Source organism: Meinhardsimonia xiamenensis (assembly GCF_900102905.1).
Taxonomy (GTDB): Bacteria; Pseudomonadota; Alphaproteobacteria; order Rhodobacterales; family Rhodobacteraceae; genus Meinhardsimonia; species Meinhardsimonia xiamenensis.
This window is the reverse complement of record NZ_FNFV01000001.1, coordinates 70952-91457: the sequence shown is the minus strand read 5'-3', so window position 1 is coordinate 91457 and position 20506 is coordinate 70952. Positions and strand designations below refer to the sequence as shown.

General features: G+C 68.7%; 21 protein-coding genes. 9 read left to right on the top strand and 12 right to left on the bottom strand.

Features of this window, described 5'->3' with window-relative positions; translation table 11 throughout:
* Positions 1 to 6: 6 nt before the first annotated feature.
* The 3 genes from BLQ14_RS00460 to BLQ14_RS00450 form a co-directional block, all read right to left on the bottom strand.
* Positions 7 to 2277 (bottom strand): ATP-binding protein, encoded by a 2271-nt coding sequence (locus tag BLQ14_RS00460; RefSeq protein ID WP_092497103.1) that lies wholly within the window; start codon positions 2275 to 2277, stop codon positions 7 to 9.
* A gap of 141 nt (positions 2278 to 2418) precedes the next feature.
* Entirely contained in the window at positions 2419 to 3024 is a 606-nt protein-coding gene (locus BLQ14_RS00455) for an MlaC/ttg2D family ABC transporter substrate-binding protein (protein WP_092497101.1), read from the bottom strand.
* Complete coding sequence (locus tag BLQ14_RS00450) at positions 3014 to 3772, bottom strand: MlaA family lipoprotein (RefSeq protein WP_092497099.1); 759 nt, start codon at positions 3770 to 3772, stop codon at positions 3014 to 3016. Before BLQ14_RS00450 ends, BLQ14_RS00455 begins: the two co-directional genes overlap by 11 nt.
* Before the next feature lie 198 nt (positions 3773 to 3970).
* On the opposite strand from BLQ14_RS00450, the gene BLQ14_RS00445 reads away from it, so the two are divergent.
* The 4 genes from BLQ14_RS00445 to BLQ14_RS00430 are packed head-to-tail and all read left to right on the top strand — an operon-like array spanning position 3971 to position 6726.
* Entirely contained in the window at positions 3971 to 4435 is a 465-nt protein-coding gene (locus BLQ14_RS00445) for a RidA family protein (protein WP_092497098.1), read from the top strand.
* A complete protein-coding gene (locus tag BLQ14_RS00440) occupies positions 4435 to 5214 on the top strand; it encodes a glycerophosphodiester phosphodiesterase family protein (protein WP_092497096.1) in 780 nt (259 codons plus the stop codon). Before BLQ14_RS00445 ends, BLQ14_RS00440 begins: the two co-directional genes overlap by 1 nt.
* 31 nt (positions 5215 to 5245) lie before the next feature.
* Positions 5246 to 6427, top strand: coding sequence for a GNAT family N-acetyltransferase (locus BLQ14_RS00435; RefSeq protein WP_092498254.1), 1182 nt, complete (start codon positions 5246 to 5248; stop codon positions 6425 to 6427).
* A complete protein-coding gene (locus BLQ14_RS00430; protein ID WP_092497094.1) occupies positions 6427 to 6726 on the top strand; it encodes a 4a-hydroxytetrahydrobiopterin dehydratase in 300 nt (99 codons plus the stop codon). Before BLQ14_RS00435 ends, BLQ14_RS00430 begins: the two co-directional genes overlap by 1 nt.
* Positions 6727 to 6732: 6 nt before the next feature.
* On the opposite strand, the gene BLQ14_RS00425 is transcribed toward BLQ14_RS00430, so the two are convergent.
* Positions 6733 to 7218 (bottom strand): peroxiredoxin, encoded by a 486-nt coding sequence (locus BLQ14_RS00425; protein WP_092498252.1) that lies wholly within the window; start codon positions 7216 to 7218, stop codon positions 6733 to 6735.
* A gap of 86 nt (positions 7219 to 7304) precedes the next feature.
* Here BLQ14_RS00425 and BLQ14_RS00420 point away from each other — a divergent pair, with 86 nt between their 5' ends.
* Positions 7305 to 8522, top strand: a complete 1218-nt coding sequence (locus BLQ14_RS00420; protein WP_092497092.1) for an NAD(P)/FAD-dependent oxidoreductase — start codon at positions 7305 to 7307, stop codon at positions 8520 to 8522.
* Positions 8523 to 8690: 168 nt separating this feature from the next.
* On the top strand, positions 8691 to 9257 hold the full coding sequence (rsmD, locus tag BLQ14_RS00415; protein ID WP_092497090.1) for a 16S rRNA (guanine(966)-N(2))-methyltransferase RsmD: 567 nt from the start codon (positions 8691 to 8693) through the stop codon (positions 9255 to 9257).
* A gap of 105 nt (positions 9258 to 9362) precedes the next feature.
* Here rsmD and map read toward each other — a convergent pair whose 3' ends face one another.
* Complete coding sequence (gene map / locus BLQ14_RS00410) at positions 9363 to 10184, bottom strand: type I methionyl aminopeptidase (RefSeq protein ID WP_425412077.1); 822 nt, start codon at positions 10182 to 10184, stop codon at positions 9363 to 9365.
* Positions 10185 to 10244: 60 nt separating this feature from the next.
* Entirely contained in the window at positions 10245 to 10955 is a 711-nt protein-coding gene (sfsA, locus tag BLQ14_RS00405) for a DNA/RNA nuclease SfsA (protein WP_092497086.1), read from the bottom strand.
* A 74-nt stretch (positions 10956 to 11029) separates the two neighbouring features.
* On the opposite strand from sfsA, the gene BLQ14_RS00400 reads away from it, so the two are divergent.
* Genes BLQ14_RS00400 through BLQ14_RS00390 form a run of 3 tightly spaced genes read left to right on the top strand, consistent with a single transcriptional unit; the run spans position 11030 to position 13552 of the window.
* Positions 11030 to 11761, top strand: a complete 732-nt coding sequence (locus BLQ14_RS00400) for a competence/damage-inducible protein A (protein ID WP_092497084.1) — start codon at positions 11030 to 11032, stop codon at positions 11759 to 11761.
* A complete protein-coding gene (locus BLQ14_RS00395) occupies positions 11758 to 12498 on the top strand; it encodes a GNAT family N-acetyltransferase (protein ID WP_245656782.1) in 741 nt (246 codons plus the stop codon). The genes BLQ14_RS00400 and BLQ14_RS00395 overlap by 4 nt, the downstream gene beginning before the upstream one ends.
* A gap of 55 nt (positions 12499 to 12553) precedes the next feature.
* Positions 12554 to 13552, top strand: coding sequence for an OmpA family protein (locus tag BLQ14_RS00390; RefSeq protein ID WP_170068372.1), 999 nt, complete (start codon positions 12554 to 12556; stop codon positions 13550 to 13552).
* Positions 13553 to 13634: 82 nt separating this feature from the next.
* Here the strand turns inward: BLQ14_RS00390 and BLQ14_RS00385 are convergent, their stop codons facing one another.
* The 6 genes from BLQ14_RS00385 to ilvD form a co-directional block, all read right to left on the bottom strand.
* Positions 13635 to 14540, bottom strand: coding sequence for a LysR family transcriptional regulator (locus BLQ14_RS00385; RefSeq protein ID WP_092497080.1), 906 nt, complete (start codon positions 14538 to 14540; stop codon positions 13635 to 13637).
* A 151-nt stretch (positions 14541 to 14691) separates the two neighbouring features.
* Entirely contained in the window at positions 14692 to 16716 is a 2025-nt protein-coding gene (locus tag BLQ14_RS00380) for an NADPH-dependent 2,4-dienoyl-CoA reductase (RefSeq protein ID WP_092498248.1), read from the bottom strand.
* A gap of 75 nt (positions 16717 to 16791) precedes the next feature.
* A complete protein-coding gene (locus BLQ14_RS00375; RefSeq protein ID WP_092497078.1) occupies positions 16792 to 17202 on the bottom strand; it encodes a hypothetical protein in 411 nt (136 codons plus the stop codon).
* 7 nt (positions 17203 to 17209) lie between these two features.
* Complete coding sequence (locus BLQ14_RS00370) at positions 17210 to 17983, bottom strand: DUF6478 family protein (RefSeq protein WP_092497076.1); 774 nt, start codon at positions 17981 to 17983, stop codon at positions 17210 to 17212.
* Between the two features lie 68 nt (positions 17984 to 18051).
* Positions 18052 to 18753 carry a hypothetical protein gene (locus BLQ14_RS00365; protein ID WP_092497074.1) on the bottom strand — a complete coding sequence of 234 codons (702 nt, stop codon included), beginning with the start codon at positions 18751 to 18753 and terminating at the stop codon, positions 18052 to 18054.
* 1 nt (position 18754) lies between these two features.
* Entirely contained in the window at positions 18755 to 20488 is a 1734-nt protein-coding gene (ilvD, locus tag BLQ14_RS00360) for a dihydroxy-acid dehydratase (protein WP_092497072.1), read from the bottom strand.
* Between the last annotated feature and the right edge of the window lie 18 nt (positions 20489 to 20506).

Here is a 20506-nt window from a genome sequence, read left to right as displayed (position 1 = left end):
GAAGGATCATGGCGACAGGCCAGGCCCGGGCGGCGTGGGGTGTGCGACTGCCGGCGGCGGCGGGTCCTCGCCCGCAGGGGCGGCGGGCGGCTCCGGCGGGCGGCACTCCGGCGGGCAGTGCGCCGCGATCGCCTCGAAGATTGCAGGTTTGCGCAGCGGCTTGGTGAGGTAGTGATCGAGCCCGGCGGCAAGGATTTCCTCGGCGTCGCCGGGCATGGCATGGGCGGTGAGCGCCACGATTGGGGTGCGGCCAAGCCCCTCGCGCGCCTCGATCGCGCGAATGCGGCGGGTGGCTTCCTTCCCGTCCACCTCGGGCATGGAAATGTCCATGAACACGAGATCGGGGCGGAATGACTCGAACTTCTCCACCGCCTCGGCACCATCGCAGGCGAAGGTGAGGTCAAGATCGAGCCTGCGCACCAGCCGCTCGAAGACCAGCCGGTTGGTTGCGTTGTCCTCGGCGGCGAGCACGCGCATCGCGCGTGGCGGCGCGCTTGGCTTGCGCCCTTCCTCGCCGTTCGCGGGCGTGTCCTGCGCCCGTTCGGACGTGGCATTTTCAGCGGGATCGGGCAGGCTTGCGAGGAGCTCGGCCAGGGCGCTGCGGCGGAGAGGCGCGGCAAGGCGGCTCATGCGGGCATCGTTGCAGGCCGGTGCCGTGCCCTCGCCGGGCGCGCAGAGCACGACATGCCCCGCAAAGCCCGACTGGCGCAGATCGGAAAGTATCGCGGCGGCGTCCTCCTCGGTTCCAATGCCGAGCACGAGCACATCCTCCCGCCGGCTGGCGTTGGCGGGCGCCTCCCGCCAGTGGCGCAAGGCGCGTGTTTCGGCCCCGAGCGCCGAGAGCTGCCGTTCGGCGATGATCGCGTCAAGCCGCCCGAGGCCCGCGAGGCATACGGTTCCGAGCCATGGGGGCAGCGCCAGCGGCTCGGGGCGCTCCGCGCGCGCTGGCGGCAGCATCAGCTTCACCCCGAAGACGGAGCCTTCGCCCGGCGCGCTCTCCACCCATATCTCGCCGCCCATCATCGTGACGAGGCGGCGGGTGATGGCAAGGCCGAGCCCGGTGCCCTCGAACCTGCGGTTGCGCTCATCCTCGACCTGGTTGAACTCGCCGAATATGTGCTCGAGCTTGTCGGGCGGAATGCCGACGCCGGTATCCTCCACCGTGATGTGAAGGCCGAATGCCTCATTCTCCCCCGCTGGCTTCCCGGTGACGCGCACCAGAACATGGCCGGCCTCGGTGAACTTGACGGCGTTGCCGATGATGTTGGTCAGCACCTGCCGGATCCGGCCCGGGTCGCCAATGAAGCCCGTGGGCGCGAAGATGTCATAGTCGAGCCCCAGCTCGACGGGCCGGCCCTGCACGGTTGCCTGCATCAGCACCAGGACTTCCTGAATGCAGCGCTCAAGATCGAAGGGTTCGGGGTGCAGGACGAGCCTTTCGGCCTCGATCTTGGAATAGTCGAGCACATCGTTGATGAGCACCAGAAGCGCTTCGCTGGAGCTGCGGATGGTGTCCACATAAAGGCGCTGGTCGTCATCGAGGGCGGTATCGGCGAGAAGGTCGGCCATGCCGAGCACGCCATTCATCGGCGTGCGCAGCTCGTGGCTCATGTTGGCCAGAAACGCCGACTTGGCGCGGCTTGCGGCTTCGGCCCGGCGGCGGGCCTCGTTGAGTTCGCGCTCGCGGCGCATGGTCTGGGTTATGTTGAGCGCCAGCAGGACCGTGTCGCCTCCCGGGGTGCGCCTTTCGGTCAGGCGGATGTAGATGCCGTTGTACAGGCGCAGCGTGATCGGCGCGATTCTGTCCTCGCGCCAGCGGAGCCGCATCGTTTCAATCCATTCGGCGGGGCGCCGGCTGCCGATGTCAACCACCCCCTCCTCCACGGCGAGGCGCAGGAGATCGTCGTAGGCGATGCCGGGCCCGACACTTTCAAGCCCGTCAAAGGGAGCGAGAAACGCGGCATTGGCCGCAACCATGACATTGTCGGGATCAAAGACCGCGAAGCCGTCGCTGATGGCGTCGATCGATTCCCACAGGCGGCGCCGGGCAATCAGCACCTCGCCGCGCATGTTCTCGAGTTCGCACCTTGCCGCCTCGCTCTGCGCCCTGAGCGCCTGTGCCTCCTCGCGCTTTTCGATCACCTCTTCGGAAAGGTGGCGGGCATGGGCGGCAAGCTTGCGGTTGGCTTCGAAAAGCTCGGCCTGCTTCAGTTCCAAAAGCCGCTCGGCCGCGAGCCGCGCGCGGCGTTCGCGTGCCAGAAGATCGGCCAGGTCCATGAACGTCCTCTCCCGTGCGTTCGCGCCATCCTGGCCAACGTCTGGTGAATGGAGCCTTAACGCCCGTGAGCAGCCCGCCCCGCCGGTCGCGCGCCACGGCAAGGGTGGCTCTGTAAGCGTCTTGCGTCGGAACCGCCCGCCTCAGGCGGCCTTCTCCAGATCGCCGATCAACCCGGCGATCGAGCCGCGGTTGCGGTCGAGCATGGCGCGGATCTCCACCGCCTCGCTCTTCAGCAGGCTCACGCCTTCGATCACCATGTCGATGAATTTCGTCGAACCGCCCCGGTCGGAGACGATGAACACCACCTCGAAGGGTTCGCGGCCCGGGAGCACGGTGGTGGTGACGACCTCGACGTAGCGGCCGGCCGAGCGGACGCCCCGCACCTCGACGCGCCCGCCGACGAATTCGCGAAAGCGCGCGCCATACTTGCGCGCCATGTAGCGCGCGAAGGCGTCGGTGTAGGCCCTGAGCTCGGCCGGGCTTGCCGTGCGGGCCGCCGGCCCCAGCGCCGCGGCGGCAATGCGCGGCACATCGGCATATTCCCGGAAGATCTCCTCGAAGCGGGCAAACATCCATTCCCGCGAGCGCCCCGAGTTGATGACCTCGTTGATCTCGGCGATCGCGCGGTCAATGAGCGCGCGCGCCTCGCCTTGTGTCAGCGCGGTTGCGGGTGCGGGCAGAGCCACCAGCGCGCCCGCGCCAAGTGCCGCGGCGAGAAATCCGCGGCGGGTGAGATCACTCCGCATAGGGAAGCTCGAAAAGCTCTGCATAGGGGTCCTGTTCCTCTTCGCCGAGAACCTTGCGCCCGCGAATCTCGAAGCGGCGGTTCTCCAGATAGATCAGCCGCGCCTGGGCATATGAGTCGGCCGATCCGTACAGAAACGCATCCACGGTTTCGCCGTAGGCGCTGCGCTGGCCGAGAGCCGCCGCGGCCTTCGCGCCAAGCACGATGTAGGGGTATTCGTCCGGCACCGCCCAGGCCAGCGGATCGAGCGCCAGATCAACGACCATGCCGACCGTATCGCGCTCGGTGGAGGGGCCGATGAGGGGGTGCATCACGAAATTGCCCTCGGGCACGCCCCAGACGCCCAGCGTCACGCCGAAGTCGGTGGCGCGATGCTCAAGCCCCATCTCGGTCGCCGGGTCGAGCAGCCCGCCCAACCCGAAGGTGGCGTTTACCAGCAGGCGCATCGAGTTGTGAGCTGCATCGTCAAGCCGCAGCTGCAGCACGTCGTTGACGATGCTGCGCGGCAGCGCGAGGAAACCGGCAACGTTGCCGAGCGTCCGGCGCACCGGCTGGGGCAGCTGCGTGTAGCCTTCCGCCACCGGTTTAAGGAAGGCGCGGTCGAGTTTCAGGTTCGCCTCGTGCACACGCCGGTTGCGCTCCTCGTAGGGATCGTTCAGCCCCTGCGCGACGTCCGGCCCGCGCGCGCAGCCCGCAAGCAGCACGGCCGCCACAACAACCACCCATCGCGCCGGCCATGCCAATCTCATGCGAGCTCCGCGGATCTCAAGATACACCCAACCCTAGAGATAAGCCGGGGCCGGTTGCAACCAACCTTCGCGCGGCCTCGGGCAGGACGTGTTGCGCGAACGCGCCGCCGCGCGCGATGGTCGCGCGGTTTCCCGCTTGCGCCGCACCGTGCGCACGCTAGCTTGACGCGCGACAGAACGATGCACGGAGCACCCCACATGGCAGGAAAGATCGAAACGCGGCTCGCCGAACTCGGTGTGACGCTGCCGCAGGCGCCGGCCCCGGCCGCCAATTACGTTCCCTTCGTGCGGTCGGGCAACACCGTTTATGTCTCCGGTCAGATTTCGCAGGGGCCCGGGGGGCTGATCGTCGGCAAGCTCGGCGCCGACATGGACGTTCCCGCCGGGGCTGCCGCCGCGCGCATCTGCGCGATCAACCTGCTTGCCCAGGTGAAGGCCGCCTGCGATGGCGATCTCGATCGGCTGCGTCGGGTCCTGAAGCTGACCGGCTTTGTCAACTCCACCGCCGATTTCACCGATCAGCCCAAGGTCATCAATGGCGCGTCCGACTTTTTCGTCGAGGTGCTGGGCGATGCGGGACGGCATGCGCGCTCGGCCGTCTCGGCCGCCGCGCTGCCCCTGGGCGTGGCGGTGGAGATCGAGGGCATCTTCGAGATCGCGTGATGGCACCGCAGTCGCCGCCCCTGCACCCGGCTTTCCTGCGTGCGCCCATTGCGCATCGCGGGTTGCATGACCTCGCCGCCGGGCGGCCCGAGAATTCCCGCGCGGCGGTGGCGGCGGCCGTGGCGGCGGGCTATGGCATCGAGATCGACGTGCAGCTCACCGCCGACGGGCGCGCGGCGGTGTTCCATGACTATCACCTCGGCCGGCTGACCGGCGAGACGGGGCCGCTGCGCCAGCGATCGGCTGCGGAACTCGGCCGGCTCGGGCTCACCGGCGGCGCCGAGGGCGTGCCCATGCTCGAGGACATCATTGCGCTCGTCGCCGGGCGGGTGCCGCTGCTGATCGAGGTCAAGGATCAGGACGGCGCCCTCGGGCCCGATGTGGGCGCGCTCGAGGCGGCGGTTGCCGAGGCCATCAAGGGCTATGCGGGGCCGGTTGCGGTGATGTCCTTCAATCCGCACAGCATCGGTTGGCTCGGCGCGCGGGGCGGCATGCCCGCGCTCGGGCTCGTCACCTGTGCCTTTGACGATGATGAATTCGGTCCGCTGCCCGAGGACCGGCGCGCACATCTGCGCGATATAGCCGATTTCGAGGCGGTGGGCGCGAGCTTCATTTCCCACGACAAGGGTGATCTCGGCAATCCGGCCGTCGCCCGCCTGAAGGCGCGCGGCGTGCCCGTTCTGTGCTGGACGGTGCACTTGCCCGAAGAGGGGGCGGAAGCGCGGCGGATCGCTGACAACATTACCTTCGAGGGCTATCTTCCCGCCATTCCGGCTTGACCGCATGGCAGGCGCGCCCACCTTTCGGCCCATGCGCGAGACCCGGATCGAGATTTCCATGCTGGCCGGGCTGTCCGAGATTGCCCCGGCCGAGTGGGACGCCTGCGCCTGCCCCGAGGCGGCCGACGGCGGGCAGCCGCGTGACCCATTCACGACGTGGCGCTTTCTCCATGCGCTCGAGGCCTCGGGCTCGGTCGGCCCCGGCACCGGCTGGCAGCCGCGCCATCTGGTGGCGCGCATCGACGGCGAGGTGATTGCCGTTGCCCCCTGCTATGCCAAGGCCCACAGCCAGGGCGAATACATCTTCGACCACGGCTGGGCGCACGCCTATGAGAATGCCGGCGGGCGCTATTACCCCAAGCTGCAGATCGCGGTGCCCTTCACCCCGGCGACGGGGCGGCGCTTTCTGACCCGGCCGGGGCTTGAGGACACGGGCCGCGCGGCACTGGTGCAGGGCGCGGTTCAGGTGGCGGCGAAGAACGGGCTGAGCTCCGTGCATGTCACCTTCTGCACCGCTGGAGAGGCGGAGGCGGGCACGCGCATGGGGCTTCTGCCGCGCATCACCGAGCAATTCCACTGGGAAAATCGCGGCTACGGGAGTTTCGATGACTTCCTCGCCGCGCTGTCCTCGCGCAAGCGCAAGAACATCCGAAAGGAGCGCGCCACCGCGCAAGGCTTTGGCGGGCGCATCCTTGCGCTGACCGGAGACGATCTGCGCCCCGAGCACTGGGATGCCTTCTGGCGCTTCTATCAGGACACCGGCGCGCGCAAATGGGGCCGCCCCTATCTCACCCGCGCCTTCTTCGACGAGCTGCAGGCGCATCTGCGCGATGACGTGCTTCTCTTCCTCGCCGAGCGCGATGGGCGTCCTGTGGCCGGCGCGCTCAACTTCATCGGGCGCGACACGCTCTACGGCCGCTACTGGGGCTGTGTGGAGGACCACTCCTGCCTGCACTTCGAGTTGTGCTATTATCAGGCCATTGACTGGGCCATCGCGCATGGGCTCAGGCGCGTGGAGGCCGGCGCGCAGGGGCCGCACAAGCTTGCGCGCGGCTATCTGCCGGTGGCCTGCCACTCGCTGCACTGGATCGCCGATCCGGGCTTCCGGCGGGCGGTGGAGCAGTATCTCGCCGCCGAGGCCGAGGCGGTGGAGGAGGAAATCGAGGTGCTCACCGATTACGGGCCGTTCCGAAAGGTGAAGGAGGAAGAGTGATGGCCGAGAAGCTGACCGGGGAGGAGCGCGCGCGCGAACTTCAGCCGCTGCTCGAGGCTGGGTGGCGCTTGGTCGAGGGCCGCGACGCCATCGCGAAGAACTACAGCTTCGCCAATTTCGTCGAGGCTTTCGGCTGGATGACGCGCGTGGCACTCTGGGCGGAGAAGCTGAACCATCACCCCGAGTGGTCGAATGTCTACCGCACGGTTGAAGTGACGCTTTCCACCCATGACGCGGGGGGCCTGACCATGCTCGACGTCAGGCTCGCCCGCAAGATGGATGAACTGGCAGGACTGTAAGGCGCGTCAGAGCGCCTCGAGGATTGCCTCGCCGGCGGAAACCGAGCAGTCGGTGTCGGGCTCGAGGTTGAACACCGTCACCACACCGTCATCGGCCACCATCGCATAGCGGCGCGAGCGGCGGTAAAGCCCTGCCGCGGGCGCATCGAATGCGAGCCCGAGCGCCTCGGTGAAGCTCGAATCGGCATCGCCCAGCATGGTGATGCCCGCCTTGCCGGCGCCGGTGGCCTCGTCCCACGCCTTCATCACGAAGGGATCGTTGACCGAGATGCAGATGATCTCGTCAACGCCCTTCTCGCGCAGCCTGTCGGCGGTGCGGATGAAGCTCGGCACATGGGCATTGGAGCAGGTTGGCGTGAAGGCTCCCGGCACGGCGAAGATCACCACCTTGCGGCCGGCGAGCTTCGGCGCCAGCTCCACCGCCTCGGGCCCGTTCTCGCCCAGCCGCAGGAGCTTCGCGTCCGGCAGCCGGTCACCCACCTTGAACGTCATCGCCATTCCTCCGCTGATGCGATTGCCATTCTCTTGCCCAAGCTTATAGGGTCTCGCCCCGAAAGCTGCCAGAGGGGGCAACGGGCATGGAGCGCATCGTCATCGTCGGCGCGGGTCAGGCGGCGCAGTCGCTGGCGGCCAAGCTCAGGGCGCTCGGCCACGCGGGGCCGATCACGCTCATTGGCGAGGAGCCGGTGCCGCCCTATCAGCGCCCGCCGCTTTCCAAGGCCTATCTCCTGGGCGAGATGGAGCGCGAGCGGCTCTATCTGCGCCCCGAGAGCTGGTATGACGAGCAGGACATCGCGCTTCTCACCGGCACGCCGGTGACGGCCATCGACCGCGCTGCAAGGACGGTTGCCGCCAGCGGCCGCGAGATCCCCTACGACCGGCTCGCGCTGACCACGGGCGCGGTCCCGCGCCGCCTGCCGGCCGCGATCGGCGGCGATCTCGCCGGCGTCTACACGGTGCGGACCTTGGCCGATGTCGATGCGATGGCGCCCGAGTTTGCTGCGGGGCGGCGGGTGCTGATCGTGGGCGGGGGCTATATCGGGCTCGAGGCGGCGGCGGTGGCGCGCAAAAAGGGGCTCGAGGTGACGCTTGTCGAGGCCGCACCGCGCATTCTCGCGCGCGTCGCCTGCACCGAGACGGCCGCCTGGTTCGCCGCGCTTCATCGCGCGCATGGGGTCGATCTGCGCGAGGGTGTGACGCTTGAGCGGCTCACCGGGGAGGCTGGGCGGGTCACCGGCGCTGCGCTTGCCGGCGGCGAGACGGTCACGGCGGATTTCGTGATCGTCGGCATCGGCGTGGTCCCCGACACGCGCCTTGCCGAGGCGGCGGGGCTTGCCATCGACAACGGCATCGCGGTGGGCGAGTTCTGCCGCGCCTCCGACCCTTTGATCTGGGCGGCGGGCGATTGCGCCTCCTTTCCCTGGCGCGGGCGGCGGGTGCGGCTCGAGAGCGTGGGCAACGCCATCGACATGGGCGAGGCGGCGGCGGCGAACATGCTCGGGCAGAGCACGCCCTATGTGGCAAAGCCCTGGTTCTGGTCCGATCAGTATGACGTGAAGCTGCAGATCGCCGGGCTCAGCACCGGCTATGACCGGGTCGTGACCCGTGGCGACCCGGAGGCTGGGCAGGGAGCACCGGTGAGCTTCTGGTATTACGCGGGTGCCGAGCTTCTGGCGGTGGACGCGATCAACGACCCACGGGCCTACATGGTGGGCAAGCGGCTGATCGAGGCGGGAAAGTCGCCCCACCCGGAGGCGGTCGCGGACACCGGAACCGAGTTGAAGGCGCTGCTCTAGCATGGCGGCGTCGGGTGGATCTCGCGCGCGGCGTGACAACGTCTGTTTCCTTCGAGAAGGGCAGCGCCCGGCACGGCGGGGTGGGCGTGAAGCGCCCGCCCCGTGGGGGGCGGGTCGGGCGCTGCCCGGCCTTTCGGCCGGGCGTGCCTGCTTTCGGAACCCTGAACCATGCGCATCATCGGCGGCGCGCTGAAGGGGCTGCGGCTGGCTGCGGTGGGTCGCGGCGACCCGGCCGCGCGTCTGCGCCCCACCGCCGACCGGGTGCGCGAGGCGATCTTCAACGTGCTCGGCGGCGGCGCATTCGAGGTGGAGATCGAGGGCGCCGAAGTGCTCGACCTCTTTGCCGGCACCGGTGCGCTCGGGCTCGAGGCGCTCTCGCGCGGGGCGGCGCATGCGACCTTCGTCGAGCAGGGGCGCAAGGCGCTTGCGCTTCTGGCCGAGAACATCGCCCGCGCGCGGATGGGCGACCGCGCGACCGTGCTGCGCCGCGACGCCACCCGCCCCTTCCCCTGGGCACGCCCGCCGGCGACGCTCGTGTTTCTCGACCCGCCCTACGGCAAGGGGCTCGGGGCGCGCGCCCTCGGCGCTGCGCTGGCCTCGGGCGCGATCGCTCCCGGCGCGGTGGTGGTGTGGGAAGAGTCAGGGCCCCAGGAGCCGCCCCAGGGCTTCACCCTTCTCGACCGCCGCCGCTGGGGCGAGGCGCATGTCACCTTCTTGCGTCGGAACCCGGCGTGAAGGTTGGCATAGCGAAGGGCATGCGCCCGCCAAGGGGGCGGGCGGGCGCATGCCCGGGCCGCTTCGCGCACCGGGCGAGAATGCGCGGGCCGAGACCGGTGCGGCTCAGTCCCAGCTCGGGTAGAACTTCCCCGCCGGCGACAGGGTGAAGATCTCGCAGCCGTCCGCCGTCACCCCGATGGAGTGCTCGAACTGCGCAGAGAGCGACTTGTCGCGGGTCACGGCCGTCCAGTCATCGGCGAGCACCTTGGTCTCGGGCCGGCCGAGGTTCACCATCGGTTCGATGGTGAAGAACATCCCCTCCTCCAGCACCGGCCCGGTGCCCGGCCGGCCGTAGTGGAGCACGTTGGGCGGGGCGTGGAAGACGCGGCCGAGCCCATGGCCGCAGAAGTCCCGCACCACCGACATGCGGTGGGCCTCGACGAAGCTCTGGATGGCGTGGCCGATGTCGCCGAAGGTGTTGCCGGGCCTGACCGCCTCGATGCCCTTGAAGAGGGCGTCATGCGTCACGCGTATCAGCCGCTCGGCCTTCCGGCTGGGCTTGCCGGCCACATACATGCGGCTCGTGTCGCCATACCAGCCATCGACGATCACGGTGACGTCGATGTTGAGGATATCGCCCTCCTTCAGCACCTTCGGCCCCGGAATGCCGTGGCAGACCACGTGGTTGACGCTGATGCAGCTCGCGTGCTGGTAGCCGCGATAGCCGATGGTGGCCGAAACCGCCCCCGCCTCCTTCACCATGCGCTCGATCTCGGCGTCGATGGCCGCGGTCGTCTGGCCCGGAAACACATGCTCCCCGATCGCGTCGAGGATCTCGGCCGCGACACGGCCGGCCTTGCGCATCCCTTCGAAATCCTGCGGCTCGTGAATGCGGATCCCGTCCCGCGTCAGCCGCCCGCGATGCTGGTCCTTCAAGAAACTCATCTCCATCTGCCGTTCCCGCCCTAGATAGGCGAGCGGGGCGCCGAGAACCAGAGGCGCGGCTCAGCCCTCGTCGATGGGGAGGGGCTCGGCAAGCGTCACGTCCTCGGGCGAGATGCGCGTGCCGAAGGCAAGCGCCTCGACGCCCGCCGCCCGCGCCTCTGCGAAGGCCGCGGCATAGGCCGGGTCAATGTCGGCGGCGAGGCGGAAGCGCGTGCAATCGGTGCGCTGGACGAGATAAAGCATCACCGCCCTGTGCCCCTCGCCCACCGCCGCCGCCAGCTCGCGCAGGTGCCGCGTGCCGCGCGCGGTCACCGAATCGGGAAACTCCGCCCAGTCGCCCTCGCGGCGAAGGTGAACGTTCTTCACCTCCACATAGGTGTCGGGCCGCCCGTTGCCTGCGAGCAGAAAGTCGATGCGGCTCTTCTCGCCGTATCGAACCTCGGCCCGAAGATGCTCGTAGCCGGAAAGCGGCGCGATCTGACCCGCCTCCAGCGCCTCGCGCACCACCCGGTTGGCGAGCGTCGCATCAATTCCCGCCCAGTGGCCGCCGCCAAGCTCCACCAGCCGCCAGGCGAAGGGCAGCTTGCGGCGCGCATCGCGGGCGGGTTCGAGCCACACCCGCATGCCGGGCTCCGCAAGCCCCGTCATCGCGCCCGGATTGGGGCAGTGCACCGTGAGCTCGCGCCCGTCCGCCTCCAGCGCCACATCGGCGAGGAAGCGCTTGTAGCGGCGGATCAGCCGGGCCGGCACGAGCGGGGTTTGAAAGCGCATGGCCCCCCTCTATAGATCGCAGGCGGCTGCGCAACCCCGCGCAGCCCCACGCCGCAGAGGAAGGCAGAAAGCCCATGGCCAACCCCACCGCCGCAATGCTGGTGATCGGCGACGAGATCCTCTCGGGCCGGACCCGCGATTCGAACATGCACCATCTCGCCCGCAAGCTCAGCGAGGCGGGCATCGACCTGCGGGAGGTGCGCTTCGTGCCCGACGAGGCGGAGGCGATCATCGCCGCCCTCAACGCCCTGCGCCACGCCTACGACCATGTGTTCACCTCGGGCGGCATCGGCCCCACCCACGACGACATCACCGCCGATGCGGTGGCGGCGGCCTTCGGCGTGCCGATCGACGTGCGCGAGGATGCGCGCGCCATTCTCGCCGAACATTACGCCCGCAATGGCATCGAGATGAACGCGGCGCGGCTGCGCATGGCGCGCATTCCAGAGGGTGCGACGCTCATCGAAAACCCGGTGTCGGCGGCACCGGGCTTCAGCCTTGGCAACGTGCATGTCATGGCAGGCGTTCCGGCGGTGTTCGAGGCGATGGTGGCCAGCCTTCTGCCGCGGCTCACGGGCGGTGCGCCGCTGACCTCCGCCTCGGTGGACATTCCCCGCCCGGAAGGCGACATCGCCGGCCCGTTGGCGGCTCTCGCCGCGGAGTTCCCGCAACTCTCCATCGGCAGCTATCCCTACATTCGCGAGGGCCGCTTCGGCGCCAATGTGGTCATCCGTGGCAGCGATGCAGAGGCGGTCGAGGCCGCCCGCGCGCGGCTTATCGAGATGTTCCCCGGGGAGGCAAGGTGAGCGAGGCCGCACTGCCGGACACGCGGCGCCTTCTGGCGGCGATCGATGCCACCTGGCCGGCGGCGCGCAGGCTTCGTGTGGGGCCATGGCTCATTCGCGAAGGTGCGGGCGGCGGACAGCGGGTTTCGGCGGCTTCGCCGGCAGCGCCCGTGAGCGGGGCCGACATTCCCGATGCCGAAGCGGCCATGCGTGCGCTCGGCCAGACTCCGCTCTTCATCCTCACAACGGCCGATTCGGCACTTGACGCGGCGCTCGGGGGACGCGGCTACGAGGTCGTCGATCCGGTCAACCTTTACGCGGCGCCGGTGGAGGAGCTGGCGCGTCAGCCGCTGCCGCCGGTCCGCGCCTTCGCCATTTGGCCGCCGCTCGCGATCATGCGTGACTTGTGGGCCGCCGGTGGTGTGGGCGCGGCGCGAATCGCGGTCATGGAGCGGGTGCGCGGTCCGGCCACGGGCATTCTGGCGCGCAGCAACGACCGACCCGCAGGGGTGGGATTCGCCGCGATCGACGGCGAAATCGCGATGATTCACGCGCTGTATGTGCCGAGCGAGCATCGGCGTGGCGGCTCGGCAACCAACATGATGCGTCTTGCGGCGCGCTGGGCACAGGATCGCGGGGCGAAATATCTTGCATTGGCGGTAACCCGCTCAAATCTGGCGGCAAATGCGCTATACACTTCCCTCGGAATGCAGGTGGTGGGAGAGTACCACTACCGAAAGGCAAAGAGGGACGGTTGAAAGCCCCGTGAACGAGCAGTTGTTCGAGGAAAACTTGCGCAAGGGTGTCGCGAGGATGTGCTCCTTTGTGGGCGGCGCTCTGCGTCGTCACGCGGCGACCACCATCGCCTGCGTGGCCTGTCTTGCCAGCGGTGCCGGATCGGCGATGGCGGCTCAGGCCACGGCGCAACCGATAACGCTCGAGTTTTCGGCGGCAGCGCGGCAGACCGCCGAGATCCGGGTGAGCCATGAAAGCTACCGCCTGCCGGTTTCTCCCTACCGTGACGGGGGAATGGAAGAGATTCAGGCGGAAGGTCCGGTTGTCACCCGTGCCTGGCGCGTCGCTGCGCCGGGGATGACCACCCTGCAGTTGCTGGCGCCGTTGCGCGACCAGCTTGCGTCGGCGGGATTCACGGTGCTCTTCGAATGCGCCGATCGCGCCTGCGGCGGTTTCGACTTCCGCTTCAATGCCGAGATCCTGCCCGAACCGGAGATGCATGTCGATCTGGGCGACTTCCGCTACGTCGCCGCCCGGCGCGAGACGCAGGGCGGGCCGGAATACGCGGCGCTCGTTGTCAGCCGGTCCGCGGAAGCGGGTTTCGTGCAGCTCACCCTCGTCGGCCAGGCAGCTGCCGTGCCGGAGCTGACCGTGGCGACCAAGTCGCCCGATGCGGCCGGCATCGCACTTCCCGCGCCACGTGGCGCGCTCGCCGAGGTGCTCGCGGCCGAGGGGCGCGCGACGCTCGAGGATCTGCGTTTTGCCACCGGCTCGAGCGCGCTGGAGAGCAAGCGTTTCGAGTCGCTCGATTCGCTTTCCGCCTTCCTGAAGGCCGACCCCTCCCGCAGGGTGACGCTTGTCGGTCACACCGATGCCACGGGTTCCCTCGAGGCCAATATCGCGCTGTCGCGCAAGCGCGCCCAGGCGGTGGCCGACCTTCTCGTTTCCGTCTATGGCGTGGCGCCGGAGCAGGTTGCGGCCGAGGGCGTGGGTTATCTCGCGCCGCGCGCCCGCAATGACACGGCCGAGGGCCGCGCACTCAACCGCCGCGTGGAGGCGGTTCTCGTCACCGAGTGAGCTGCCCCGGCCCGCAGCCGGCGGCAGGATGCCCCCCCGCGCCTTGCATACGGGGCGCGCCAGCACCAGCGCGCCCGCCCCTTTACCAGCGGTCTGGCCCCTTGTCGGCGAACTTCTCGACAAGAAAGTCGATGAAGGCGCGCACCTTGGGCTGGGTGAAGCGGCCGGGCGGATATACGGCGTAGATGCCCAGCGTCTCCCGCGGCAGGTCGGGAATCGCCTCCTCGACAAGCCCCTTCGCCATGGCGTCGTGGTAGAGGTAGCTCGGCAGATAGGCGATGCCGAGCCCGCTGATTGCGGCGTTCAGCAGCGATTGGCCGTCATTGACGCTGAGCCAGCCGGAGGTGCGCACCTGGCGCTTCTCGCCGGAGGGCGCGGTGATCTTCCAGACACTGCCCGAGGCCTGGCTGGAATAATGCAGAAGCTTGTGCTCGTTGAGATCGTCGATCTTCATCGGCCGGCCGTAGCGCTGGAAATAGGACGGCGAGGCGATCATCCGCTTCGTTGTCTCGGTCAGCTTGCGCGCCCGCAGCGATGAATCCTCCAGCTCGCCGATTCGGATGGCCATGTCGAATCCCTCCGAAATCAGCTCGACGAAGCGGTTGTTGAGCACCATGTTGATGCTGATTTCGGGGTAGGTCTGAAGAAACTCCCCCAGTATCGGCGAGATGTGGTTCACGCCGAAGTCGGTGGCCACCGAAATGCGCAAAAGCCCCGAAGGCGCCGACTGCATTGCGGTGACCAGCGCCTCGGCTTCGCCGGCATCGTTGAGCACCTTTCGCGCGCGGTCGTAGAAGATCAGCCCGATCTCCGTCGGACTTACCCGCCGCGTGGTACGGTTGAGCAGCCGCGCGCCCAGCCGCTGTTCCAGCGAGGAGACATGCTTGGACACGGCGGACTTTGAAATTCCCAGCTTCTTGGCAGCATCGGTGAAACCGCCCTGGTCAACGACGGTCGCAAAGGCCTCCATCTCGGTCAAACGGTCCATCTCGTCACTCGCATCATTTCGGCCCCACGGCGAAACGATATGCCGCCGAATTCCGGCGAGATTGCGGAACCTCCCCGACAATATCGGGAATTCGGACCGAAAGTCGGCCGACCGGAAACCGGACTGTTGCCGCAATGGAAACAGCCGGCGCTCAGAGCCGGGCGGCGAGCCGCGTGCCCTGTCCGATCGCGCGCTTGGCGTCGAGCTCGGCGGCGACATCGGCCCCGCCGATCACATGCACCTCGGCGCCCGCTGCTGCCAGCGCGTCGGCAAGCCCGCGCTCGCTTTCCTGACCGGCGCAGATGACGATGTTGTCAACCTCGAGCACGCGCGGCCTCTCGCGCGCCGGCCCGAAGGATATGTGCAGCCCGTCGGCGTCGATCCGTTCGTAGTTGACGCCCGAGAGCATCTCGACACCCTTCATCCTGAGCTGGGCGCGGTGGATCCAGCCCGTGGTCTTGCCAAGCCGCTTGCCGGGGCGTTCGGGCGAGCGCTGCATCAGCGTCACTCGGCGCGCGGGCGGCGCGGGGTGGGGGCCTTTCGGGTCAAGCCCGCCGCGGGCGCGCTCGGGGTCTTCCACGCCCCACTCCTCGAGCCATTCACGCAGGTTGAGCGTCGGGCTCTCGGTGGTGACGAGGAATTCGGCCACGTCGAAGCCGATGCCTCCGGCGCCGATGATCGCGACCCGATCGCCGACCTCGGCGCCGCCGCGCAGCACGTCGATGTAGCTGAGCACATGCGGCGCATCCTGACCGGGGATCCGCGGGTCGCGGGGGCGCACACCGGTGGCCACCACGACGGCGTCAAACCCATCGAGAAGCGCGGGGCTGGCCTCCACGCCCAGTTCCAACTCCACGCCGGTTTGCTCCAGCATGGTCCCGAACCATTCCACGAGCCCGTCAAACTCCTCCTTGCCGGGGATGACGCGCGCCATGTTGAGCTGGCCGCCGATGACCGTGTCCTTCTCGAAGAGCGTCACCAGATGCCCGCGCTGGGCGGCGGTGATGGCCGCCGACATGCCGGCAGGCCCCGCGCCGACCACGGCAATGCGGCGCGGCCGCGCGGCGGGCTCGATGACGAGCTCGGTCTCGTAGGCCGCGCGCGGGTTGACGAGGCAGGTGGAGATCCTGCCCTGAAAGGTGTGGTCGAGACAGGCCTGATTGCAGGCGATGCAGGGGGCGATCTCGCGCGCCCGCCCCGCCGCCGCCTTGGCCACGAAATCGGGGTCGGCGAGGAAGGGGCGGGCAAGCGAGACCATGTCGGCGCAGCCCTCGGCGAGCACGCGCTCGGCGAGCTCGGGCGTGTTGATGCGGTTCGAGGTGATGACGGGCACCGAGACGTGGCCCATCAGCTTCTTCGTCACCCAGGTGAAGGCGCCGCGCGGCACCGAGGTGGCAATGGTAGGCACCCGCGCCTCGTGCCAGCCGATGCCGGTGTTGATGAGGTTGACGCCGGCCTTCTCCACCTCGCGGGCGAGTTGCACCACTTCGTCCCAGCTCGAGCCCTCGGGCACGAGGTCGATCATCGAGAGGCGATAGATGACAATGAAGTCCTCGCCCACGGCCGCGCGCACCGCCCGCAGAACCTCGAGCGGAAAGCGCATGCGGTTCTCGTAGCTCCCGCCCCAGTCATCGGTGCGCTTGTTGGTGCGGGTGACGAGGAACTCGTTGATGAGGTAGCCCTCCGAGCCCATCACCTCGACCCCGTCATAGCCTGCCTCGCGGGCGCGGGCGGCGGCGGTGGCGAAATCGGCGATCTGCTTTCTTATGCCCGCCTCGTCGAGCTCCTTCGGCGGGAAGGGCGAGATCGGCGACTTGATCGGCGAGGGCGCCACGCAGTCGGGGCTGTAGGCGTAGCGTCCGGCGTGCAGGATCTGCATGGCGATGCGCCCACCCTCCTCATGCACGCGGCGGGTGACGATACGATGATTGGCAATGTCCTCCGGCGTGAAAAGCCCCGCCGCACCGGGAAAAACCGCGCCCTCCGGGTTTGGCGCCATTCCGCCGGTGACCATGAGAGCCGCACCACCGCGCGCGCGCGCGGCGTAGAACTCGGCCACACGGTTCCAGTCGCCCGTCTCCTCGAGATTGGTGTGCATCGAGCCCATCAGAACCCGGTTGGGCAGGACGACATGGCCGAGGTCGAGGGGCGAGAGAAGATGGGGATATGCGCTCATCATCGGGCCTCCGCTCAGGCGCGCAGAATGGCGCGGGCGCGCGCCGCTGTCACGCGGGACGCGACGTCAGCCGGCTCACATGGCGCCGGTTTCCACGCAATGGCGGCGGAAGGCGCGCTTGAGCATGTCGAGCTCGGCGCGAAGAAGCCGCACTTCGGCCCGCAAGTCTTCCGTTTCGTCGGCATCGGCTGCAATGGTCACGCGGCCCAGAACGGTGCCGGTTTCGCGCTCTGCGATGGTGACGAGGTGCACGCCGTCGGAGATCAGCTCGCGCCCCAGCGGAATGCGCAGGAGAAAGGCGACCTCCTCGCCCGGCACCGGCTCGAGCGTGAAGTCCTCGATGGCGCCGCCGGGGTGGAAGATCTCGAGCGCCGGCGGCGTCGGCGCGCCGGTCGCGCAGCTCAGGACGCCTTCCCAGACGCCGCCCCTGAGCTGGGTCTTGACCAGGGTGAGCCCCCGATCTTCCGCTTCAGGCCTTGCGCTCATGCGATCCTCACAGTTCGGCGCGCGGGCGCCGGGTGAGCGCCACGTCGCGCAGGGTGATCTGGTTCATCGCCGCGCCCTCGAAGATGAGGTCGAGCCACATGTGCTCCACCCGCTTCTCGTTCAGCTCGGTATAGGCGAGGTCGAAATCGACAGACACTTCCGGCTTGTCCAGCGGCAACTCGCGCACGATCTGCTCGGTGTTGGGCCCGTGGCGGATGTTGAGGCGGGCGAAGATCTCGAGCGGCCGTTCCATCTCCAGCACCGTGGCGAGACGCACCAGATGGCGGCGCTGCAACCCGGCCACGCCCTCCTTCGGAACTTCGAGCACGAGGCTGAGAAAGCTGCCGTCGAAGGCGAAAACGTCCATGCGCAGACCGAAGGGGGCAAGGTCGCTTTCCCGCTGGTTCCGCACCTGGCGGATCGTCAGCTCCGACACCCGGCAGTCGTGAAAGATCTTCAGTTTCGGCCCGATATCCGTCTTGGAGGCGACCGAGGACATTCCCGGTGGGGATACGGGCCGCCGCCAGAGCTCGGGCCGCCACGCCCAGTCGGTGAAAAGGGGCTTCTGGATGGCATTGGAGCCGATGGCGGGCAGCGCGAGCCGGTCATTGGCGACGTCGAGAAAACGGTCTATCTGGCGGCGCAGGCTCTGCGCGCGGTCGCGAAGACTGCGCAACCGGGCGAGGTCAAGCGTGCCCGCCCTTCGTTCGGCCCGGCGCCACCGGCGAAGCTCGGCCGCATGCCGCAGCCGCCCAAGCGCGCCGTCAATCAGTCTCGACATGCCCTGCCTCGTGCCCCCTGCCGATGAACGTCGTGCCTGCCGCGCGCGCAGGATACCAACGCCCGGTTTCACCTTAGCAAACGGGAAAGCAGGCTGGAAAGGGGCGCTGGTCCGCGCCTGCCCTTCGCCTCGGTCTCCTCGGCGGCACGCGGCGGCGGGCTGTGCCTCTCGACGCGCGAGATGAAGGCGCGCAGGGTTGCCAAGCCGGCGTCGCGGCTCATGGGGCGGCTGGCGAAACTCAGTACCGACAGCGTCACCAGCTGTCCGTTGAGCGCGAAGACGCCGCGCCAGTAGAGCGGCACGGTGCCCGGCGGCGCGCCGGCGCCGGTATCCTCGATGAACATCATCACCGCATCGCCCTCGACGAAGGAGTCGAGGACGCGCACGGACGAAGGCTTCCCATCGCGTGCCAGCGCCGCGCGCCCTGCCGGGCTGACGAAGAAGCTGCGCATGATATCGGGCGTGGCGCCCTCGACCCTGGCTTCGGTCACCGAGGCGGTCAGCAGACCGGCCACGAGCGGACGGGGAGCCGCCGGATCACCGGTGATCGCAGCGCAGCTGGCCAGGAGGACGAATGCCGGTTCACCGCCGCGGCTGGCGCGGCGGTCCACGCAATAGCCCTCGGGACCGACGACGATCACGGCGCCGCGCGCCACGGCCATTTCGGTTGGCGCGGCACGGCCGAAGGAGGTCATGCCGCTGCCGCTGCAACCGGCAAGGACAAGTGCAAGGCCGCCCGCGAGGGCGGCCGCGCGCAGCGGCAGGGCCATGCTAGAGGTCCATGTAGGAATGGCCTTCGGCAGCCCCGCCAGGATGAGTGACGGCGCCCTTGTAGGTCGGGCCGACAAGCTGCGCGTATTTCCACAGCGCGCCGGAGGTGTAGATGGTCTTGCGCGGGCCCTTCCACTCGGCACGGCGGCGCTCGAGCTCCTCGTCGGAGAGATCAACGCTGATCTCGCCCTTGATGGCGTCGATGGTGATGATGTCGCCGTCGCGGACGAGCGCGATCGGCCCGCCGTGATAGGCCTCGGGGCCGACGTGACCCACGCAGAAGCCCCGCGTGGCGCCCGAGAAGCGGCCATCGGTGATCAGCGCCACCTTCTTGCCCATGCCCTGACCGGAGATCGCGGCGGTGGTGGCCAGCATCTCGCGCATCCCCGGCCCGCCTGCAGGCCCCTCGTTGCGGATGACGATCACCTCGCCCTCCTTGTACTGCCGCGCCTTGACGGCGGCGAAGGCATCCTCCTCGCATTCGAAGACGCGCGCCGGGCCGCGGAACACCTGCTCCTCCTCGCTCATGCCGGCGACTTTCACGATGGCACCTTCGGGCGCGAGGTTGCCCTTCAGCCCCACCACGCCGCCGGTTTTCGTGATCGGCGACTCGATGGGGTAGATCACCCGGCCGTCGGCCTCGCGCTCGATGAGGTCGAGTTCCTCGCCGATGGTGCGGCCGGTGACGGTGAGGCAGTCCTCGTGGATGAGGCCCGCCTTGCGGAGCTCCTTCATCACCACCGGCACGCCGCCGGCCTCCCAGAGATCCTTGGCGACGTATTTGCCGCCCGGCTTGAGATCGACGAAATAAGGCGTGTCCTTGAAGATCTCGCAAACGTCATCGAGGTAGAACTCGATGCCCGCCTCATGGGCGATTGCCGGCAGGTGCAGCCCGGCGTTGGTGGAGCCGCCGGTGCAGGCGACCACGCGCGCGGCATTCTCGAGGCTCTTGCGGGTGACGATGTCGCGGGCGCGAATGTTCTTCTCGATGAGGTTCATCACCGCCTCGCCCGAGGCTTCGCAGTAGCGGTCACGGCTCTCGTAGGGCGCCGGCGCGCCCGAGGAGTTGGGCAGCGCCAGCCCGATCGCCTCGGAAACGCAGGCCATGGTGTTGGCGGTGAACTGGCCGCCGCAGGCGCCGGCCGATGGGCAGGCGACGCGCTCGAGCACCGCCAGTGCCTCGTCGGAGAGATTGCCGGCCTGATGCTGGCCCACCGCCTCGAACACGTCCTGAACGGTCACGTCGCGGCCGTCGAGCCGGCCCGGCAGGATCGACCCGCCATAGATGAAGACGGAGGGCACATTGAGCCGCACCATGGCCATCATCATCCCCGGCAGCGACTTGTCGCAGCCGGCAAGCCCGACGAGCGCGTCGTAGCTGTGTCCGCGCATGGTCAGCTCGACGCTGTCGGCAATCGCCTCGCGGCTCACCAGCGAGGAGCGCATCCCCTCGTGCCCCATGGCGATGCCGTCGGTAACGGTGATGGTGGTGAATTCGCGCGGGGTGCCGCCCGCGGCCTTCACGCCGAGCTTCACCGCCTGCGCCTGGCGGTTCAGCGCGATGTTGCAGGGCGCGGCCTCGTTCCAGCAGGTGGCGACGCCCACGAAAGGCTGGGCGATTTCCTCATCCGACAGCCCCATAGCGTAGTAGTAAGAGCGGTGCGGCGCCCTTTCGGGGCCGACGGTGGCGTGACGGCTGGGCAGACGGGACTTGTCGAAGTTGCGCTTGAGCATCGTGCACCTCCCATTGAG

Bases quoted from the DNA above. Each gene is read 5' to 3' on its own strand.
- BLQ14_RS00460 (WP_092497103.1), bottom strand. From the start codon at position 2,277: ATGGACCTGGCCGATCTTCTGGCACGCGAACGCCGCGCGCGGCTCGCG.
- BLQ14_RS00455 (WP_092497101.1), bottom strand. From the start codon at position 3,024: ATGCGGAGTGATCTCACCCGCCGCGGATTTCTCGCCGCGGCACTTGGC.
- BLQ14_RS00450 (WP_092497099.1), bottom strand. From the start codon at position 3,772: ATGAGATTGGCATGGCCGGCGCGATGGGTGGTTGTTGTGGCGGCCGTG.
- BLQ14_RS00445 (WP_092497098.1), top strand. From the start codon at position 3,971: ATGGCAGGAAAGATCGAAACGCGGCTCGCCGAACTCGGTGTGACGCTG.
- BLQ14_RS00440 (WP_092497096.1), top strand. From the start codon at position 4,435: ATGGCACCGCAGTCGCCGCCCCTGCACCCGGCTTTCCTGCGTGCGCCC.
- BLQ14_RS00435 (WP_092498254.1), top strand. From the start codon at position 5,246: ATGCGCGAGACCCGGATCGAGATTTCCATGCTGGCCGGGCTGTCCGAG.
- BLQ14_RS00430 (WP_092497094.1), top strand. From the start codon at position 6,427: ATGGCCGAGAAGCTGACCGGGGAGGAGCGCGCGCGCGAACTTCAGCCG.
- BLQ14_RS00425 (WP_092498252.1), bottom strand. From the start codon at position 7,218: ATGACGTTCAAGGTGGGTGACCGGCTGCCGGACGCGAAGCTCCTGCGG.
- BLQ14_RS00420 (WP_092497092.1), top strand. From the start codon at position 7,305: ATGGAGCGCATCGTCATCGTCGGCGCGGGTCAGGCGGCGCAGTCGCTG.
- rsmD (WP_092497090.1), top strand. From the start codon at position 8,691: ATGCGCATCATCGGCGGCGCGCTGAAGGGGCTGCGGCTGGCTGCGGTG.
- map (WP_425412077.1), bottom strand. From the start codon at position 10,184: ATGAGTTTCTTGAAGGACCAGCATCGCGGGCGGCTGACGCGGGACGGG.
- sfsA (WP_092497086.1), bottom strand. From the start codon at position 10,955: ATGCGCTTTCAAACCCCGCTCGTGCCGGCCCGGCTGATCCGCCGCTAC.
- BLQ14_RS00400 (WP_092497084.1), top strand. From the start codon at position 11,030: ATGGCCAACCCCACCGCCGCAATGCTGGTGATCGGCGACGAGATCCTC.
- BLQ14_RS00390 (WP_170068372.1), top strand. From the start codon at position 12,554: ATGTGCTCCTTTGTGGGCGGCGCTCTGCGTCGTCACGCGGCGACCACC.
- BLQ14_RS00385 (WP_092497080.1), bottom strand. From the start codon at position 14,540: ATGGACCGTTTGACCGAGATGGAGGCCTTTGCGACCGTCGTTGACCAG.
- BLQ14_RS00380 (WP_092498248.1), bottom strand. From the start codon at position 16,716: ATGAGCGCATATCCCCATCTTCTCTCGCCCCTCGACCTCGGCCATGTC.
- BLQ14_RS00375 (WP_092497078.1), bottom strand. From the start codon at position 17,202: ATGAGCGCAAGGCCTGAAGCGGAAGATCGGGGGCTCACCCTGGTCAAG.
- BLQ14_RS00370 (WP_092497076.1), bottom strand. From the start codon at position 17,983: ATGTCGAGACTGATTGACGGCGCGCTTGGGCGGCTGCGGCATGCGGCC.
- BLQ14_RS00365 (WP_092497074.1), bottom strand. From the start codon at position 18,753: ATGGCCCTGCCGCTGCGCGCGGCCGCCCTCGCGGGCGGCCTTGCACTT.
- ilvD (WP_092497072.1), bottom strand. From the start codon at position 20,488: ATGCTCAAGCGCAACTTCGACAAGTCCCGTCTGCCCAGCCGTCACGCC.